This window comes from Allorhizobium pseudoryzae (assembly GCF_011046245.1).
Lineage (GTDB): Bacteria > Pseudomonadota > Alphaproteobacteria > Rhizobiales > Rhizobiaceae > Neorhizobium > Neorhizobium pseudoryzae.
In genome coordinates this window covers 70,278-88,317 of the sequence record NZ_CP049243.1, presented here as the reverse complement: position 1 = coordinate 88,317, position 18,040 = coordinate 70,278, and the positions used below count along the sequence as shown (strand labels likewise).

14 protein-coding genes are annotated in these 18,040 nt (G+C 58.2%); 9 read left to right on the top strand and 5 right to left on the bottom strand.

Going from position 1 to position 18,040, the window contains the following annotated elements:
* Nucleotides 1–10 precede the first annotated feature (10 nt).
* The 5 genes from G6N78_RS18650 to G6N78_RS18630 all read left to right on the top strand — a co-directional run bounded on the left by G6N78_RS18650 (nt 11) and on the right by G6N78_RS18630 (nt 7,131).
* Nucleotides 11–268 (top strand): type II toxin-antitoxin system Phd/YefM family antitoxin, encoded by a 258-nt coding sequence (locus tag G6N78_RS18650; RefSeq protein ID WP_165222323.1) that lies wholly within the window; start codon nt 11–13, stop codon nt 266–268.
* On the top strand, nt 255–1,385 hold the full coding sequence (locus G6N78_RS18645) for a site-specific integrase (RefSeq protein WP_165222320.1): 1,131 nt from the start codon (nt 255–257) through the stop codon (nt 1,383–1,385). Before G6N78_RS18650 ends, G6N78_RS18645 begins: the two co-directional genes overlap by 14 nt.
* Nucleotides 1,386–1,544: 159 nt before the next feature.
* On the top strand, nt 1,545–3,689 hold the full coding sequence (locus G6N78_RS18640; RefSeq protein WP_165222317.1) for a putative bifunctional diguanylate cyclase/phosphodiesterase: 2,145 nt from the start codon (nt 1,545–1,547) through the stop codon (nt 3,687–3,689).
* A gap of 312 nt (nt 3,690–4,001) precedes the next feature.
* A complete protein-coding gene (locus G6N78_RS18635; protein ID WP_234905989.1) occupies nt 4,002–5,168 on the top strand; it encodes an HlyD family secretion protein in 1,167 nt (388 codons plus the stop codon).
* A 1-nt stretch (nt 5,169) separates the two neighbouring features.
* Nucleotides 5,170–7,131 carry a glycosyltransferase family 2 protein gene (locus G6N78_RS18630; RefSeq protein ID WP_165222314.1) on the top strand — a complete coding sequence of 654 codons (1,962 nt, stop codon included), beginning with the start codon at nt 5,170–5,172 and terminating at the stop codon, nt 7,129–7,131.
* Between the two features lie 12 nt (nt 7,132–7,143).
* Here the strand turns inward: G6N78_RS18630 and G6N78_RS18625 are convergent, their stop codons facing one another.
* Nucleotides 7,144–8,493 (bottom strand): cache domain-containing protein, encoded by a 1,350-nt coding sequence (locus tag G6N78_RS18625; RefSeq protein ID WP_165222311.1) that lies wholly within the window; start codon nt 8,491–8,493, stop codon nt 7,144–7,146.
* 588 nt (nt 8,494–9,081) lie between these two features.
* Between G6N78_RS18625 and G6N78_RS18620 the strand changes: the two genes are divergently transcribed.
* The 3 genes from G6N78_RS18620 (at nt 9,082) to G6N78_RS18610 (ending at nt 11,528) form a co-directional block, all read left to right on the top strand.
* On the top strand, nt 9,082–9,615 hold the full coding sequence (locus tag G6N78_RS18620) for a DUF4142 domain-containing protein (protein ID WP_165222308.1): 534 nt from the start codon (nt 9,082–9,084) through the stop codon (nt 9,613–9,615).
* Nucleotides 9,616–9,951: 336 nt separating this feature from the next.
* A complete protein-coding gene (locus G6N78_RS18615) occupies nt 9,952–11,136 on the top strand; it encodes a GGDEF domain-containing protein (RefSeq protein ID WP_165222305.1) in 1,185 nt (394 codons plus the stop codon).
* A 233-nt stretch (nt 11,137–11,369) separates the two neighbouring features.
* Complete coding sequence (locus tag G6N78_RS18610) at nt 11,370–11,528, top strand: hypothetical protein (RefSeq protein WP_165222302.1); 159 nt, start codon at nt 11,370–11,372, stop codon at nt 11,526–11,528.
* A gap of 198 nt (nt 11,529–11,726) precedes the next feature.
* Here G6N78_RS18610 and G6N78_RS18605 read toward each other — a convergent pair whose 3' ends face one another.
* From G6N78_RS18605 to G6N78_RS18595, 3 genes are all read right to left on the bottom strand, one after another.
* Nucleotides 11,727–11,999 carry a PilZ domain-containing protein gene (locus G6N78_RS18605; protein WP_165222299.1) on the bottom strand — a complete coding sequence of 91 codons (273 nt, stop codon included), beginning with the start codon at nt 11,997–11,999 and terminating at the stop codon, nt 11,727–11,729.
* A gap of 98 nt (nt 12,000–12,097) precedes the next feature.
* Complete coding sequence (locus G6N78_RS18600) at nt 12,098–14,035, bottom strand: methyl-accepting chemotaxis protein (protein ID WP_165222296.1); 1,938 nt, start codon at nt 14,033–14,035, stop codon at nt 12,098–12,100.
* Between the two features lie 507 nt (nt 14,036–14,542).
* Nucleotides 14,543–16,327, bottom strand: a complete 1,785-nt coding sequence (locus G6N78_RS18595) for a methyl-accepting chemotaxis protein (RefSeq protein ID WP_165222294.1) — start codon at nt 16,325–16,327, stop codon at nt 14,543–14,545.
* Between the two features lie 233 nt (nt 16,328–16,560).
* On the opposite strand from G6N78_RS18595, the gene G6N78_RS18590 reads away from it, so the two are divergent.
* A complete protein-coding gene (locus G6N78_RS18590) occupies nt 16,561–17,445 on the top strand; it encodes a helix-turn-helix domain-containing protein (protein ID WP_165222292.1) in 885 nt (294 codons plus the stop codon).
* Between the two features lie 134 nt (nt 17,446–17,579).
* Here G6N78_RS18590 and G6N78_RS18585 read toward each other — a convergent pair whose 3' ends face one another.
* Nucleotides 17,580–18,020, bottom strand: a complete 441-nt coding sequence (locus G6N78_RS18585) for a helix-turn-helix domain-containing protein (RefSeq protein ID WP_165222290.1) — start codon at nt 18,018–18,020, stop codon at nt 17,580–17,582.
* Nucleotides 18,021–18,040: the final 20 nt, after the last annotated feature.

Sequence of the window (18,040 nt, the reverse complement as noted above, 5' to 3'; positions counted from 1 at the left end):
GGCGTTGAACATGAAAGTTCTTGTTGACGTGACGGAAGCGGCGGAACGGCTCGAGGAGTTGATTGAACTCGCTCTCCGCGGCGATGAAATGGTGATCTGCCGCAACGAGAGACCGGCCGCGATACTCACACCGATCGCGCAGAAGATCGACCCATTTGAGGATTTCCTTGCGTTGGCGGAGGAGGATCGTAAGAACGTTCCGCCCGGTACAACTCCGACCATTCCGATTTTTACGATGAGCACGGTCTGCCCAAATGAGCGCTGTTGACCGCCGTGTTCAGGATCTCGACACCATTGCTGCAGTCCTCCCCATGGACCGGCGCGACGAACTGTCCGAGCTTCTGACCGATCAGGATGTCGAGACGCTCCGGCATCTCGTCAACGAGGGAATGGGCGCCAACACACTGCGTGCGCTCACCTCCGATCTCGCCTACCTGCAGGCCTGGTCATTGGCGGCCACAGGCCGATCACTCCCATGGCCCGCGCCGGAGGCTCTCCTCCTGAAGTTTGTCGCTCATCACCTGTCGGATCCGGAAAAGCGTCTAACGGATCCGGAGCATGGCATGCCAGCTGAGGTCGAGGACAAGCTTCGCCTCCAAGGGTTTCTCCGATCATCCGGTCCCCATGCACCCGACACCGTGCGCCGGCGGCTGGCCACCTGGTCGACGCTGACCAAATGGCGCGGACTGCAGGGTGCCTTCGCCTCCCCTGCCCTCAAGTCGGCCGTCCGGCTGGCGGTACGTGCAACGCCGCGACCGAAGAAGAGAAAAAGCGCGAAGGCCGTGACAGGCGATGTCCTATCGAAGCTGATTGGCACGTGCCGGACCGACAGCCTGCGCGATGTCAGGGACAAGGCGATCCTGATGCTGGCCTTTGCATCCGGCGGTAGGCGCCGCAGCGAAGTGGCAGGGCTGCGCAAGGAGCAACTAAACGTGGAAGCGGCAATCCCTGTTGAAGGATCAGTTCCCCTCCCCTCGATGTCCATCCATCTCGGCCGCACTAAGACCAGCGGCGCGGACAACGGAGAGGTCGTCTATCTCACGGGCAGACCCGTAGACGCATTGAACGCCTGGCTCAAGGCCGGCACGATCGACAGCGGCAGCGTGTTTCGAGCCATTGATCGCTGGGGCAATGTCTCAAAGCGGGCGCTGGATCCGAAAGCCATCAACGACATCGTCAAGCAGCGCGCCTCCATGGCAGGGCTGGACCCGGCAGAGTTTTCTGCTCACGGCCTGCGCTCCGGTTATCTCACCGAAGCCGCAAACCGCGGCATCCCGCTGCCTGAAGCCATGGAGCAGTCCCGGCATCGATCCGTCCAGCAGGCCTCGGAATACTATAACAACGCGACCAGGCGCAGCGGCAGGGCTGCAAGGCTCATGGACTGAGAGCACAGGAGCCTATGGTACGCGGTCACCTAAAATGCCGATCATCCATGTTAGCTCGTTGAAAGGATCTTACCGCTACTCTTTAGTCGCAGCGCATATGCGGACATGACGTCTTACTGCAGTCCAATGGACATCATTTCTCATTCATTTGGATGTCCTATGAGCACAAAAGTGCACGCTTCTCACCCTGCTCGTTCGCGACGCATAGCGCTACTGACCGCGCTCAGCACTCTGTTTCTTGCCATGTCGGGCGCAGGTCTCCTCGGTTTCGCCATTCTCATCATGCGGGATTCTGCCAATAACATGGATGATGAAAGGGCCGTTCGCGCCGCACAGGCTGCTGTTCGGTCTCTCCAACAAAAACTTGCGGCTACTGTTACGGACAACGCGATTTGGGACGACGCCTATGCAGCGATTAATTCAGATCAGGCGAGTTCCTGGGCCTATGAAAACTGGGGAAAGACAACAAAGCACTACGCTCTTTATGATGCTGCGATTGTCATCGGACAGGACGGCGAGATCGTCTCGGCCTACAACAAAGGCGCGGCCTTTAACCCTTATCACCGCTTCGGGCCAGGATTTTCCACACTCATGAAGGCCGCGAATTCTGCGCAACGCGATCCCGTGCTACGCTTTGTTGCAGCCGGATCCGACATATCGCTGATTGGAGCGGTCTCCATCCAACCCTACTCGTCATCGACGGATGATCGCGCCTTCAGCGTGCTCAGCTTCTCGAAGATACTGTCAGAAGAGGTGATAGAGCAGATCGCGTCGGAATACCAACTGACCGGCCTGCGCCTGAACCGGAGCTCACGTCCTCCCCAGGACCTTCTCAGCATTGCTTTACCGGGCCCGGACGGGCGGCCCGTCGCCTTTCTCGCCTGGCCAAGCCAGAAACCCGGCTCAGCTGTGTATCAGCGCGTTGAGCCCTATATCATCTCTGCGACGCTCTTGATGTTGGCATTTCTCGTCCTGATCCTTATCAGCAGCCGCAAAGAGACTTCATCGCTTCGTGCTATGGCTGACAATGCCCATCATCAGGCAACGCATGACAGTTTGACGGGTCTCCTGAACAGAGGCGGTCTGCTCGAGATGCTTGCGTCGCCAACCTGTGCTGGTGAGGACGCAAACGCGACCGTAACCTTGCATCTGATCGACCTCGATGGCTTCAAGGCCGTCAATGACGCATGGGGTCACGCCATTGGAGACGAACTTCTGAAATTGGTTTCACAGCGGCTGCAGGCAGTGCATTCTGAAGCTGCTTTTGCAGCCCGCTTGGGTGGAGACGAGTTCGCCTTGCTGCAAATTGGTCCATCCACTCCAGAGACGATCAGCAGCGAAATCGTTACCGTCCTTGCAAAGCCCTTTGTCATCGGCGGACGAACGATCGAAATCGGCGGCAGTGCCGGCCATTGCTCCCGTAGACCATGGCTGGATCCGCTTGAGCTGGTGAGGCGTGCCGACATGGCCTTGTACAAAGCAAAACAGCTCGGCAAGGGCCGCGCCTTCGCTTACGCGCCGGACCTGGATGCCGAGCGGGAAGAACTGGCGTGCCTGGAAGGGCAGTTACGGCGTGCAATCGCGGATGATGCCATAAAGCCGGTATTCCAGCCGCTCGTCTCGGTCGCCTCGCAAAAGATCTGCGGCGTCGAGGCCTTGGCGCGATGGCACTCGCCTGCGGGCTTTGTTGCACCCGATGTTTTCATCCCACTGGCAGAGCGTTCCGGATTGATCGACGATCTGGGAATGAAGATCCTCACATCCTCTATTCGGGCCGCCAAGGGCTGGAAGGAGCTTTCCCTGTCGGTCAACATATCTCCAATCCAGTTGTGTAATCCGAATTTTGTTGACGACGTGACAAACCTTCTGGCGAAGGAGAACTTTGACCCGCACCGATTGACGCTGGAGATCACCGAAGGCGTTCTCATCTCCAATCCGGACCAGGCCCGCCGCGCAATCAACGCATTGAAGGAACGTGGCATCCGATTTGCGCTGGACGACTTCGGTTGCGGCTTTGCCAGCATTGGCGCGCTTCGGCAGTTCGGCTTCGACCGAATGAAACTCGATCGCTCGCTGGTATGGGGTCTGGACGATGAGGGGCGCGGCTCCGGTATTCTCAAAGCAACGATCGCCCTGGCGGCTGCACTGAATATTCCCGTGACCGCGGAAGGGATCGAGACCGAAACGCAAGCAAAGGCCCTCGGTGCTGCCGGTTGCGACCAACTTCAGGGTTATCTCGTTGGGAAACCGATGAGCGCCCAGGACCTCGGTCATCTCGTCTCCAGCAAGCGTCTCGTTGCCTAGCTCAAATCGTCCACCGAAGCACTCGCGCGAATCATTCGAAGCTTAAACAGCCCAAGCTCAATAACAACGAGCGCGGTCGTTGTCCGCCAGGCACAGACTGGAGGAAAACAACCACAAAGGCTGCTTCCTGTACCGATCTGTTTCGAATTCCCATTTTGGGTCCGACCGCTGTGAGATCGGTTAACCCAGCGTTAGCCATGTCTCGAAACGTTTCATAAAGAACTCGAACAACCCAAGCTTTTGCGTCTTTTTGGCTCTGGAAGACCCTCATTGCCAGGAGACGACATGACGTCGCTTAAGATCCTAGCCGGTTTGGCACTCCTTGCCGTCGGCCTCATCGTGATCCTCGGTGAGCAGCTTGCCGGCGTCAGCGCGGATGCCTTCATCAATGCGAGACTGACGACCGCCTCGGCCCCCATCGCCGGACAGGTCGATCTTGTGGACCGGCCACTTGGCGCACGCATCAGCTCTGGAGATCCGCTCGCGTCCATCAGCGATCCGCTGGTCGACAACGTCCGGCTGGCGGATCTGGTACGCGAGCGGGCCGATCTTGATGCAGAAGCGAGACGCAATGAACAGCAGCGGACGACGCTCGGCAAGCACATCGCCGATCTGGAACGACGTTCAGACGTTTATGCCGAAGAGCGTCAACGTGAGCTATTTTCCGCTTTGGAAGCTGCAAAAGCTGCAAGTGCCGCTGCCCAAGCCAGGTTGAAATATGCACGGCTGGCTTTGCAGAGGTCACTCGGTCTTCGCGAACGCGGCATCGAAACGGGGGTATCGCTCGAAAACGCGCAATCCCTTGTCGAGGTCACGGAGCGTGAAGTCCAAGAAACCGCCGCGCTGCAGAGAGCTGCGGCCATCCATGTCGAAGCAGCAGAGCGTGGCACCTATCTTGGCGACGGCTACAATGATGCGCCCTATTCGCAGCAGCGGATATCGGAACTGCGCTTCGAGCAGAACAGGCTGAGCGCGGAGGCGGTTGCCGTTGAGGCGCAAATACGAACATTGGATCTGCGCATCGCGGCTGAACGACAAAGGGTGAACCGCTCTGGCTCAGTGCCACTCCATTCCAATGTTGACGGCATCCTGTGGGATTACCTGACCGCATCGGGTGAGACCGTGCAGCGAGGCGCGGATCTTGTTCGGCTCGTCGACTGCAATTCGGCGATCGTCACATTGTCCGTTTCGGAATCCGTGTACAACCGCATCCAGCTTGGGGACGAGGTGGAGTTCCGTCTGAACGGTGAACCCAGAATCCTACAGGGCACCGTGACGCGACTGGCCGGAACCGGGGCATCGACGCTTTATAATAACCTGGCCGTCGCTCCCAGCCAGGAGCATCTTGAGCGGTTCGACGTGACGCTCGACGTTCCAGGACTACGCACCGATCCGGCTCTGCGCTGCCTTATCGGCCGCACCGGGCGTGTGTTCTTCGATGCACGCCCGATGGATTGGCTGCGGCGGCTCTGGAGCTAAAATGATGCTGTTTCTGTCCGAGCTCCAGTCCAGCTTCGCGCGCCTGTTCTTTGTCGTGGGCTGTGCCATCCTCCTTGCGATCATCCTCAAGCCCGATCGGACCGCGCATCGCGTCCTGCTGCTCCTGATCGCGATCGCGTTGGCACTGCGCTACATCCTCTGGCGCGGCACCGAGACTCTGGCACCGTTCGACCTGACCGCAGACTGGTTCTTCAGCTGGAGCTTTTTCGCGCTGGAGGCTTTGAGCGTGATCTCATCCTTCAGTGCCTTCACCATCCTGATGCGCACCACCCACCGCAGCAGCGAGGTGGAAGCGAATCAGGCCTGGTGGGAGCCCGGTGCGCCACCGAAGACCGCCATTCTCATCGCGACCTATAACGAGGACCGCGAGGTCCTCGAACGCACGATCGTGGGCGCCAAGGCCGCCGATCACCCGAATTGCGAGGTGCTTGTTCTGGATGACGGGCGCCGGGATTGGCTGCAAAGCTTTTGCCTGTCTCGCGACGTGCGATACCTCCGGCGTCCGGACAACAAAGGCTCCAAGGCTGGCAACATCAACCACGCGCTTGCTCTTCTGGCTGAGGAACCGGATTCTCCGGACTTCGTCGCCGTGCTGGACGCTGATTTCGTCCCCCACGGCAACTTCATTTCCCGCTCCCTCGCCCTCTTCCATGATCCGGCCGTCGGGCTGGTCCAGACGCCTCAACACTTCTTCAATCCAGACCCAATCCAGCACAATCTGGGCCTCAGCCGGTCCTATCCGGACGAGCAACGCTTCTTCTTCGATCACCTCCAGCCGGCCCGCGATGGATGGGGCATTGCCTTTTGCTGCGGCACCTCGTCGGTCACGCGCTTCAGCGCGCTCCTGGCTGTCGGCGGACTGCCCACAGAAAGCGTGACCGAGGACTTTATGCTGACGCTTGCGCTGCAGGAAAAGGGCTACCGAACCGTGTACCTCAATGAAGCGCTGACCGAAGGCCTCGCACCGGAGGGTCTGAAGGAATATGTGACGCAGCGGGCGCGCTGGTGCCTGGGGCTCATGCAGATCGCGCGAGGACGGCTCGGCCCTTTGCGACGAAATGGACTTAGACTGCGGGATCGCTGGAGCGTCATCGATTCCGTGCTCTTCTGGCTGACCACCTTTCCGTTCCGTATTGCGGCGATGGTCTTTCCGCTCCTGTACTGGTTCTTCAATGTGACCGTCGTTGATGCAAGCGTGCCGGAGGTGATCGATTATTTCGGCGTCTACATGGTCTGGGTTCTGTTTGTCCTGAACTTCATTTCGGGCGGCCTCATCATCCCCATCGTGAACGACGTCAGTCAGTTGCTGGGGGCAATTCCGATCACACGTGCCGCGGTCTCCGGTCTCATCCGGCCACACGGACACCCGTTCAGTGTGACCGCTAAAGGCGGTGATCGAACCAAGGTGGTCATTCAGTGGCGTCTGATGCGTCCGTTCCTGATCCTCTTCGCCCTCACAATCGTCGGTCTTCTGGCAGGAATCGTCTCGGATCGCTTTGCCTACAACGATGCGGGCGATGGAAAAGTCGTCATCCTGTTCTGGACAATCTACAATCTGGTCATCCTCTTCGTGACCCTTGTCGTGTGCGTCGAGATGCCGAGGGTAGAACGGCATTTCGCCGACAAGCCGGAGAGGACGATCATCCGCGCCGATGGCAAGTTTCGCCGGGTCTGGATGACGGACCTGACACAAACAAGCGCACGCATCCGCGGCATCACTCTGAGGCCGGGAAGCGAGGTGAGGCTCATCATTCGCGATGTCGGCGATGCGGAGGCTTTTGTGCTGGAAAGAACCGCGGATGGCGCAGTGCTCTCCTTCGAACTGCCACAGGACCAGTACGAGGCTCTGCTGAAGCGCCTCTATGCAGATGGAAGCGTGCCAAGCGTCGGCTACACCCGGCTCGCGGCCATCGTGAGGGACCTCTTCGCGCGCCGGTACTGACCGCTGCGCAAGTCAGTGATCGTCGGCGCGGCGATCCGCTTGCAAGCGGGAGAGTGCAGCGCTCATCATGGCAAGTTCGCGCGTTCGCCGGCTCTCGAAAGGATAGGTGTCATTGCCTTCAGCGACAGACATGGCATTGCGCGCCAGGCGACCGAAGGGCCTGATGAAGATCAAAGTGAACAAAGTGGTCAACAGGATGACGGCGATGGCATAGACGACAAGGGCCTCGATCAATTGTCGAGAGAAATCCTGCGATCCAAGGAGCGCCCCGGAGGCATCGATGCGTGCAACGACGCTCCATCCGAAGCGGGGCAGATCGTCCACCGTCCGTTCCGGCAAAGTGGCGGTGAAGTAGGTGCGGCCATCTGGCCATTGTTCGACATTTACGGACGAGTTTCCGGCGCGGGCAGCGCGATAGCTGGGCAGGTCAAGCGCTCCGAAACGACCATCGACGGTCGCCATGACGGTCTGGCCGGCGCTGTTGACGATGAAAAGGTCCACTTGCAGAGCGTCGGCCATCTGTTGGACAATTCGGCGGGCCCAGGCGAAATCCAGATGAACGCCAAGAACGCCTTCGGTAACGCCGCCTGCCCCGGCAATTGGTGTCGCCATGTCGAGAAGCCGCAAAGGTTCGCCCCGTGCCTGTTGCGGAAGTTTGGATGCCAGAAGCACCGCCTCATGGACGTCGCCGGCAAAATTCCCCTCCAGCCCCCGTTGAAACCACGGTCTCGATGACACGTCCACGTTCACCAGCAGACCATTGGACGCCGCCAGGACAGTGCCGTCGCTCTGCGCATATCCCGCCCAGGAGACCGAGCCGGCGTCGGTCATCGCGTTCAGCCGATGCTGGATCTCGATCGGTGTCAGGAGCGAAACGTGCTTCGCGGCGTTGCGAAGCCGCACCCACTCTCCCTGGAGCGCCTGGCCCAGCGCAACTTGGGCGCCTGTGACACGGGTCTGGACAGCACGCGCAAGGCCGGCTCGCTGAAACGCATCCACTCTCTGGGTGAGAACATAGTATCCGGCAACGCAAGACAGGACCGTTGTCGCAAGCACGAAGACGGAAAGCATTGCCGGCAGAGACGGGATCCTCGCCGCTTGCGATCGTGCATTGACCATAGGTAACCTCCGTGCGCCAACCTCCGGAAAATTAAGGCGGAACCCTGTCGCGTCCAGACGACCAAGTGGCAAATATGAGGATTGCTCAAATTTGACTTTTCCCCGTGACCCGGCGGAAAGGGGCCATGCGCTATCGAGACAGGAATGAAGCACGGCTGGACCTTCGGACATGCGCAATAGAAACGCGGAACACTTTACCAACGCGAACGCGATCATCGTTGCTGCGTCGGTCATCGCGATCATCTGGTCGACCGGCATGGCGGAGTCCGCGCTGATGTCTCTTCGACATGAGACGCGAACCGGCACGGTGGAGGCAGTTGCCGCCAGTACGAACGTCCGCTCTACGCTAGTGACCGCTTTGTCGGACGAACTGCGCCGGCCGGCACCTCATCTATCTGCACCAGTGAACTGATCTTCACCAGAATATCACGACGGCCGGTCATGCCGTCAGCTAAGGTTTGGTCAATAAACTGTACGCCCTCACTTCTCGTGCCCCCTGGCCCCACCCGTTCAGCCCCGGCCTTGGCGGCGCCGGAAGGGCCGCTGCTGACGTTCTTCGATCATCACCTTTGGGATCTAGAACAGTGCCGGGGGGTCACGGCATGCCAGGGGATGCCAACGACAAGCTTGGCATCAGCGGGCTTTTCCAACCGTCTCGCTCAATGCACCTGATTCCGCGCGCGGCTGGCATGTTGGTCGATCCTGACCGAATTGTGCCGACTGTAGCGGTTTGGCCTTCCCTGCTACTTGCCTACCTTGGGTGGACCGGGTCCAACTAGGAACTTTGTGACATTGCTGCGGTTATGGGTCACCTTCAACAGGAGCTTCCCGATGAAAAAGGCCCTCTTTCTCGCGTCCATCTTCCTCGCCACTGCCGGATCTGCTGCGTTAGCACAATCCACCGCTGAAAAAACCGGCGTCAACTCCGTCATGGGCGTCGCCCCGAAAACCGAAGATTTTGTCCTAGAGGCTGCAAGTAGCGACATGTTCGAGATCGAGTCCAGCAAGCTTGCTCTTGAGCGATCCGATGAGAAGACAAAGGCGTTCGCGCAGCAGATGCTGGCCGATCACCAAAAGACGTCCAACGAGTTGAAGGCCATGGTGACGTCCGGCAAGGTCAAGGCGACAATACCGACGTCTATGTCATCCGCTCACCAGGGAATGCTCGACGACCTCAAGAAGCTCAACGGCAACGAATTCACCAAGCAGTACCACTCGGATCAAGAAGACGTGCATGAAGATGCGGTTGATCTATTCAAGCGCTACGGTGACGAAGGCGAGAACGCCGACCTGAAAGCGTGGGCAGCCAAGACCCGGCCAGCGCTCGAACACCATCTGCAGATGGCGGCGGACATGAACAAATAACAACGCTCCATGCCCCGCAGGGTCCCCTTGCGGGGCATCTCTTTACTTAGCGTCATGGCACCAACTGACATGCTTGCCACTTCTCGCCTCGACAGATGCGCGGCTGGAGACCGGCTAAACGTTGCCGGTATGTAGACAAATCAGTACGCGACCTCGCCTCCATCACATATTATGGAAAAGGTCCATAAGCAGTTCCGCATCGGCGGCGAGGTCATCGGCTTCAGCAACAAAACGTCTTCCCATTTTTGATGAGCGATTCAATCTTTGCACTGGGAAGATTCTTAATGACCTGAAGCCTAGTGTAGCCTCTCATTCGCTTCCTGCGAGAGAGAGGTAATGGATAATTTCGCATTTCTGCTCCCCGTCATGATGATCATCTTCGCGTGCGTGTTTGCGGAGCTTTTCCGCCGGGGCACTCACGAGGCTGGATACTGGGCCGCAGGATATTTTTCGGCTGCGATCGCATTTTGTGTTCCGCTGGGGACGGGTCTTGCGCGAGCGGAGTTGCTGTCCGTCATAGCCGACGGACTTTTTCTTGCAGCTTTCTACTTTTATGGCAGCGCGCTCCTTGTCAGGTTCCGTCGACCACAGTTCGCGGCATGGCGGATGGTGATTTGCCTGATCAGCTACAGTGTTTCACTCTACGGTGTCATTGAACGTCAAAGCGTGCCTATCGATTTCGTCGCCAATGATTTCGGCTGCCTTACCCTGCTTCTCTTTGTCCTGGTGCAGGTGTGGAAAAAGTCGGCACATCTGTGCGACCGGTTGCTTCTGACCATCGTCACGTTGATCGCTATGGAAACCTTCTTGCGCAACGTGGTGCTTGTCTTGCTTTTACCCGCCTACGGCGACCTCAATACCTTCCTCGGCACACCCTACGCCTTTTTCATGCAGTCTGGTGCCGCCATACTGGCATTACTTCTCGGACTGTCCTCGCTTGCCGCCGTCGCGGCTGAGCTTATTGACGGGTACAGGGACTCAGCTGAGCAGGATCCGCTGACAGGCCTTCTGAACCGGCGCGGCTTCAAGCGAGCTGCCGACCGCCTGTCAGCAGCCGCTTCGCCGAGGACCGCGTTATTGGTTTGCGACCTCGATCATTTCAAGCAGGTGAACGACACCTATGGGCACCACGCTGGCGACGCTGTGCTAACGCTTGTTGCAGACGAGATCCGACGCAATTTGCCGCCTGAGGGTATTGCGGCGCGAGTTGGCGGAGAGGAATTCGTAATCTGTTTGCCAGGAGCCAACTTAGATGCTGCTGCACTTTTTGCAAACAAGCTGCGGCTCGCAGTTTCGCGGGCGGATCTCTCCCACCTCGGGATTACCACCAGCGTCACGGCTTCTTTCGGGATCGCAGACGGCGGGCCGGAGGAGAGCGAGGCGCATAAGCAGTTCGCAGAGGCCGACTTAGCGCTCTACGCAGCAAAAAAGGCCGGTCGCAATCGCATCATGCTGGCCGGTGACCCTCCCACCGAGTTTGGTGCAATCAGGTTAGCGTCCACCAAGGCCGCTGTGAGCTGACCTTGCCGTCCTTGCATGGCAAATCGCAGACGATCCTAAGGCTCGGGAACCGTATGCCGTGTTCCGACGTCTTCCGCGCCGCCAGCCACAGCAGCCACAGCCGTAAAGGACGGCATACCTGCTCCCAGTCACCGTCGGCGCCTCAACGCTGACTTTCTGGGCGCGTTGGCTGACCTTGGCCCCCGTCCCATCTCAGGGCATCCCCCTGAAACGTGTGCAAAGCCAGTGACTGCATGATCGAGAAGAGCTCGGCTTCGACGTCGCTCGAAATGATCATTTTCTCATCATGGCAAGCAATCGCAATCACTCTCTATCAACGCCTGCTGATCTGCTCTCCTGGGGCAAAACCGCATGGCCCATGGCAGCAACAGGGTCTTGAGATCGTGATCTGAGCAATTTTGATGGAAGAAGGCTGAAGCCATTTTCGCATCTCCTGTTAGATCAGGCGGAAGCAATGAAGGCTCACAGTCACCAGCGCCCAATGCTGTCTGCTGATGATGGTGACAGCTTACGCACAAATTGTGAGTGGTGCACGTGTTTTCTGCAGCAGGGAGGTTCGCCGGCCGGGTGCCGACGGTTGAGAATTCTCTTCAATCCTTATTCCGCACCGCGCCTTCAGCGTCAGCGAACTGCACCCCGATATGCACCAGGTCTCGCCATTTGACGACACAAGAGTGGCGATTACCATCATCAAATACCAGATCGAACCGGTCCGGTATGTCCATTGTGCTTTCCAGACGCAGCTTTGCCCCTTGGTCTGAGAGATCGCGCACGGTGCAGTTGCGCGTTGCGCCGCCGTTCTTGTAAGCAACCCGGGCGCCTTTGAGCGCGCGTATTCGTTTAACAGTTCGTTTTTCAGACATTTGAATTCATTGAGAAGGCATTGCAGTGGTTGCGGCCGACCGGGACGATTTTCCCGATCGGCCTAATGTGGTCATCGTCAACTTCACGAGATAAGAACTTAGAATTCAGCCCAGCCGTCTGCGGCAGCTCGACCGCCACCCGCCATGGCGCCAGCGACTTTGGCAAGCATGCGCCTTGCGGGAGACGCGACAGGTCTGTGTTCTGCTCTGACCGTCGAGGGGCCGACATGCGTTAATGTCTCTTCCGATCCGATGCGAAACTCCGCAACGATCTCGCGCAGACGATTGACCTCTCCCGCGAGGGACGCACTGGCGGCTGTGGACTGCTCGACCATGGCAGCGTTTTGCTGCGTCACCTGGTCCATCTGGTTCACGGCCGTGTTGACCTCGGCAAGACCAACCGATTGCTCCTTGGCGGATGTGGCGATCGCATCCAGCTGGCTGTTGATCGTGACGACTTGATCCTCGATGATTTTCAGAGCGTGGCCGGTTTCCTGAACCAGTTTGACGCCCGTGCTAACTTCATCCACCGAATTGCGAATGAGATCCTTGATCTCCTTGGCTGCCTGTGCAGACCTTTGCGCCAGCTCACGAACTTCCTGTGCAACGACGGCAAAGCCCTTGCCCGCTTCGCCCGCGCGCGCTGCCTCAACACCGGCGTTCAGCGCCAGCAGGTTCGTCTGGAAGGCGATTTCATCGATCACGCCGATGATGCTGGAAATCTGATTCGACGACTGCTCGATCCGCTGCATGGCGGTCACAGCGCTTGAGACCACCTCGCCGGAACGCCGCGCCGACTTGTTGGCTTCAATCGCTACGTTGCGTGCTTCTTCGGTGCGCTTGGAAGAATTCGCAACATTTGTCGTGATCTGGTCGAGGGCTGCGGCCGTTTCTTCAAGCGAAGCCGCCTGCTGTTCGGTGCGCTTCGACAGATCTTCCGCGCCCTGGCTGATTTCGCGTGAGCCGCTATCAATCGAACCCGTTGCGTTAGCAACTGAGCGCAAGCTCTCGGCCAGTTGACCAACGGCAGCATTAAAATCCGTCCGCAAGACCTCAAAGTCACTGGCGAACGGTTCGTTCAGCCGGAACGTGAGATTGCCACTTGAAAGGTGCTTCAGCCCCTCTCCAAGACCCGACGTCGCTTGAACCATCTGCTGGGCGCGCTGGCGTTCCAGCTCAGCAACCCGAAGCTGCTCCGCCTCGCGATCCAACCGTGTTGCAGCAGCCTCGTGTTCGAGTTCACGTGCCCGCAGACCGTTCTCCTTGAACACCTGGACTGCCTTTGCCATCGTCCCGACTTCGTCACGGCGATCCATGCCCTCCACATGGGGCGTCAAGTCGCCATTGGCGAGAACGTTCATAATGGTGGATAGCCGCTGGATCGGACGCACGAGCCACGAGCGGATCGCAACGAAGCCTGCGGCCAGGGTAATCACCAGACCCAGCAGAACACCTCCCAGCGTCAGGCGCACTGTTGCATCTGTGAGATCGGTGAGATCTGACGACTTTTTTGTACTCTGATCGAAGATTCGCGTGACGGTCTGCACGAAGGCTGGTGTGGCCTGAGCAAAGCTGGGCTGACACTCATTCAGAAACTGCTGCTGCGAAACCTTTATTTCCTCGTCTGTCACGGAGCGCTCGGCACTAGCGATTGTGGCTGCGCATGCGTCGTTCAGGGTTCTGAGCCCGTCCGCGTGAAGCTTGGGGATATCCGCGTCATCGGGAAGTGCCGCCTTCGCCTTGTCCATGAACTCGGTGAATGCAGCCTTGCTGACCTGCAGTTCCTTCAGTGCAGCCGCGTTCGCGGACGCGTCTCTTGCTATAAGAAGGTCGCCGATCGAGGCACGAGACGCTTGGAGCGCTCGGTTCGCGCGCGACAGATACGTGGTGGCGATGGCCTCACCCGTCAGCAACCGGCTGTATTGGTCGTCAACATAGGCAATCCTGTTGACCGCGTAGCCTGTTGCACCAAGTGCGACAATGCCGAAGGCGGCCATGATGGTGATGAACTTTCCGGTGATGGGGACGTGCTTCAAGGACTTGCTCCCTGGTGATGAAGCTTAAGTGAGGGAAGTGATGAGTCGTCAGGACCTGTGCAAACGATGAACAGAGAGACTGCAGGAGAGATGCCGTCCTTCTCTATGACCGTTCGCGGTGGACGTTACAGTGTGGGCTGCTCTGCACCGTCTCTTCGGCGAACAGACCAGTTTGAGCGTGACCAGAAATATCCAGGACTATGCTGGGGGAAGATAGATTTTTTTCGTGTATTTCAATCAACTCTTCCAGTTGATCGTGTAGCCGATTGATGAGGTCACTCATATTCGAGCAGTATTCTTGTAGCGCCGAATGTGCTTGAAGAATCGCGGCTACGCATCTTTTTTCAGATGGGACCGGTTTCGCGACGGAAGGGGTGGGAAACTTGATGACTGTCATGCGTAGCGCTTTCTACTGTGCCGCTTCTTTGTCTCTAGGAAAATGTATTCGCCGTCACTTTTCAGAGTGCTCGACACGGCAGTTGTGAAACGACGCCATGTCTATTGTTGTCAGAACTCTTCCCAGCTCTCGCTCTTGAGCGCTGCGTTACCGTGGAAGGCGGACGGACTGCGTTTGCTCGTAGGCCCTAAAGGCGATGCCACCGGACGAACAAGGACTGGACCGCTTGACGTCTTAACCTGCTGACCAGGAACGGTGGTGCCAATCTTGAACTGACCAATGAGTTCGAACAGCCGCTCGGCTTCCCTCGCGAGGCTATGGGCGGCTGCCGATGTCTCTTCGACCATCGCGGCATTCTGCTGCGTGCCCTGGTCCATCGTGTTCACGGCAATGTTGATTTCCTTCAGCCCGGTCGCCTGCTCCCGGGACGCTTCAACAATGGCGCCAACATTCTGGTCGACCAGAAGAACCTGGTCGACAATCTCCCGCAAAGCCCTTCCGGTATCGCCAACCAATGTGACGCCGCTCCTCACATGCTCATTGGACGCACTGATGAGTGCCTTGATTTCCTTTGCGGCCTTGGCAGACCGCTGGGCCAATTCACGGACCTCTTGGGCAACGACAGCAAAGCCCTTGCCGGCCTCTCCGGCGCGTGCCGCTTCCACGCCTGCGTTGAGCGCCAGCAGATTGGTCTGGAAAGCAATCTCGTCGATCACGCCGATGATGTTGCCGATCTCGCCGGCGGATTGTTCGATCTTGCCCATGGCGTCGACGGCTTGTCCCACGACATTACCGGAATGTTCTGCACTTTCCTTCGTGCGACGAACCAGCGAACCGGCCTCTTGGGCGCGGTGGCTGGAATCTGCTACCGTCGTCGTGATCTCCTCCAGGGCAGCGGCCGTTTCTTCGACGGAGGCCGCTTGCTGCTCGGTACGTTTTGCCAGGTCATTGGACGCGGTTTGGATCTGCTGAGATGCGGAGGCAATCGCACCAGCGTTTTCTAGGATCGTCTGGAGCGTGTCGCGCAGCTTTCTCGCAGTTGCGTTATAATCGACACGCAGTCGCTCCAGGACCGGCAGGAAAGGCTGCGAGATGTCCTGGGTCAGATCGCCTTCCGACATCGCCAAAAGCGCACTTGCCAGACGATCCACATTGGCAACGCGTTCCGACACGTCGGTTGCAAATTTGACGACCTTGAAGACTTTGCCGTTCATGTCGAAGATCGGGTTATAGGAGGCCTGGATGTGGACCCTTTTGCCGCTCTTTCCCAACCGCAAGAATTCGTCTGCCACGAACTCGCCGGCTGCAAGCTTTCTCCAGAACTGCCTGTATTCCTCGCTCTGAACGTAATTTGGCTCGCAGAACATCGAGTGATGACGCCCTTTGATTTCGTCCAGACCGTACCCGAGCGTCTGAAGGAAGTTCTCGTTGGCCACCAGGATCTCGCCGTCTGGCGTGAACTCGATGACAGCTTGGGCGCGCGCAATCGCATCCAACTTTCCGGCATCTTCCGCGGCCTTTAGCTTCTGCGCGGTGATGTCGGTTGCGAACTTGACGATCTTATAGGGCTTCCCACCGCGAAACACCGGATTGTAGGAGGCCTCGATCCACACCTCCTCCCCGCTTTTTTTGATCCGCTTGTATTGTTTGCGATCATACTCACCGCGCGCCAGCTTGGACCAGAATTCGCGGTACTCCGCGGAATTTGCTTCCGCCGGATCGACGAATATCCGGTGATGCTGCCCGACAATTTCCTGCAGCTGATAACCCAGCGCCTTCTGGAAATTTTCGTTGGCGGTCAGAATGGTCCCATCCAGCTTGAATTCAATAATCGCCTGCGACCTGCTGACAGCACTCAGCACGGCCTTGGCGTCCAAGCCACCTAACCCCAACATCCCCATCTCCATGTTTCAGAAACCAGCAGCGGCTCGTTCCCCCGACCGTTGCTGAGCAAGACTCCTCTTGTTGAGCAGATTCTCGGGCAGAACACTTTAGAATGTGTAAAAGTAATCATGAATATATCCCGGACGTGCGGTTTTTCGCGATTTCTTGCGGAATGACAATTTTTGCGGGATTTTGAGTGGACGCTGGCAAGGTTCCTGCAATCCCCAGGAGATAAGGATCCCCGATGGACCGCTATAACGAGCTGAAGCTCACCTTCCCCGAAACAGATCCACGCGCTGAGATCCACACAGCGCGTAGCTGGCGAGGCGTGTCCGTCCAGTACTCGCGCCTTCAGCTACCGGTCGAGTACGAATTTCAGTGGGACGGGCAGAGCCACTATCTTGCCTATCACGATCTGGTCCTGTCCGACGGCGAGATGGAGATTATGGGTGAACGCCCCATTCCCGGTGGCGATCTGCGCGACAAGATGACGTATGTGCCCTTGGGGCAGACCATCAAAGGCTGGGCCAAGCCCGCCGAACGCCTCAACGCGTTTACGGTCGTCTGTTTCGATCCGGCGACCATGGAGGAAGAACTTCAGGTCGAGTTTAACAGCGTCGAGCCGCGTTCTCATGTTTACTTCCAGGACCGGGAGCTCGGTGCTACGATGCGCAAGCTCGGGAGGCTGATGGCGGATCTTCAACGGCCGGCCGCTAAGGTATACGCCGAAGCGGTCGGCCTGACCGCCGCGCTTGAGATGGTACGGCTTCAAGCCGAGCAGACCGCTCAGATTGCGACAGCCGGGCAATTGAGCCAAATTCAGTGCAGACTTGTGTTGGACTACATCGAAGAACATCTGGCTTCGGATATTGGCCTCGACGACCTGGCGTCGCTCGCCGGGCTCACCCGATTTCATTTCTCAAGAGCCTTCAAGGCGACCTTCAACGAGCCGCCCTACCAGTTTGTGATCCGCCGTCGTGTCGAGCGAGCAAAGCAACTGTTGCTCGGCACCCGAATGTCCATCGCCGAGGTCGCGGCGACATCCGGATTTGGCTCTGCCAGCCAGTTTGGGCGCACGTTCCGCGAGTTCGTCAACCAGACGCCGTTAGCGTTCCGGCGGGGCACCTGACATGGAAAGAACCTGGCTGCCCTGATCAGAAATTTGAGCAAGGACGCGATCGTCCTTGCAACGCATAACACCACCTTGAACTTTTACAGCTCCCGTGTCGCCCTCATCCGTTAGACGTTGAGCCAAGATTCACGTCAGGAAGAGTTGAACCGTTTTGGTTTCTTAACAGTCTCACGCCTTCCGACGCGTTTGCCAGCCAGATTAACCAGTCTGCGGAACGTCGCGCATTCCATATGTGACGGCGCGGGGCAGTCAGCGACGTGACGGAGCGTGTCGCGCAGCGAGATCAGTTGATGGATCTGCCGGTCGAGCGCCTCGGCTCGTCGATGAAGCACGTCGCGTGGTAGGTTAGGATGGCCACCCACTCCGAACATGGCGGCTATCTCTTCCAAGGAAAACCCTGCCAGCTTTCCCATAGCGATCAGGTTGAGCTGCAACAGCACGTCCGGCGCGAATTGCCGGCGCATGCCATGCCTCGATACTGAGGTAATCAGCCCCGCCTCCTCATAGTACCGCAGCGCCGAAGGCTTGACCCCGCTTTGCGCCGCGACCTCTCCGATATCCAGCAATTTCATGCTTGACCTCAAGTTGACTT

Coding starts and splice junctions, on each gene's coding strand:
- G6N78_RS18650 (WP_165222323.1), top strand. CDS start 11: ATGAAAGTTCTTGTTGACGTGACGGAAGCGGCGGAACGGCTCGAGGAG.
- G6N78_RS18645 (WP_165222320.1), top strand. CDS start 255: ATGAGCGCTGTTGACCGCCGTGTTCAGGATCTCGACACCATTGCTGCA.
- G6N78_RS18640 (WP_165222317.1), top strand. CDS start 1,545: ATGAGCACAAAAGTGCACGCTTCTCACCCTGCTCGTTCGCGACGCATA.
- G6N78_RS18630 (WP_165222314.1), top strand. CDS start 5,170: ATGATGCTGTTTCTGTCCGAGCTCCAGTCCAGCTTCGCGCGCCTGTTC.
- G6N78_RS18625 (WP_165222311.1), bottom strand. CDS start 8,493: ATGATCGCGATGACCGACGCAGCAACGATGATCGCGTTCGCGTTGGTA.
- G6N78_RS18620 (WP_165222308.1), top strand. CDS start 9,082: ATGAAAAAGGCCCTCTTTCTCGCGTCCATCTTCCTCGCCACTGCCGGA.
- G6N78_RS18615 (WP_165222305.1), top strand. CDS start 9,952: ATGGATAATTTCGCATTTCTGCTCCCCGTCATGATGATCATCTTCGCG.
- G6N78_RS18610 (WP_165222302.1), top strand. CDS start 11,370: ATGATCGAGAAGAGCTCGGCTTCGACGTCGCTCGAAATGATCATTTTC.
- G6N78_RS18605 (WP_165222299.1), bottom strand. CDS start 11,999: ATGTCTGAAAAACGAACTGTTAAACGAATACGCGCGCTCAAAGGCGCC.
- G6N78_RS18595 (WP_165222294.1), bottom strand. CDS start 16,327: ATGTTGGGGTTAGGTGGCTTGGACGCCAAGGCCGTGCTGAGTGCTGTC.
- G6N78_RS18590 (WP_165222292.1), top strand. CDS start 16,561: ATGGACCGCTATAACGAGCTGAAGCTCACCTTCCCCGAAACAGATCCA.
- G6N78_RS18585 (WP_165222290.1), bottom strand. CDS start 18,020: ATGAAATTGCTGGATATCGGAGAGGTCGCGGCGCAAAGCGGGGTCAAG.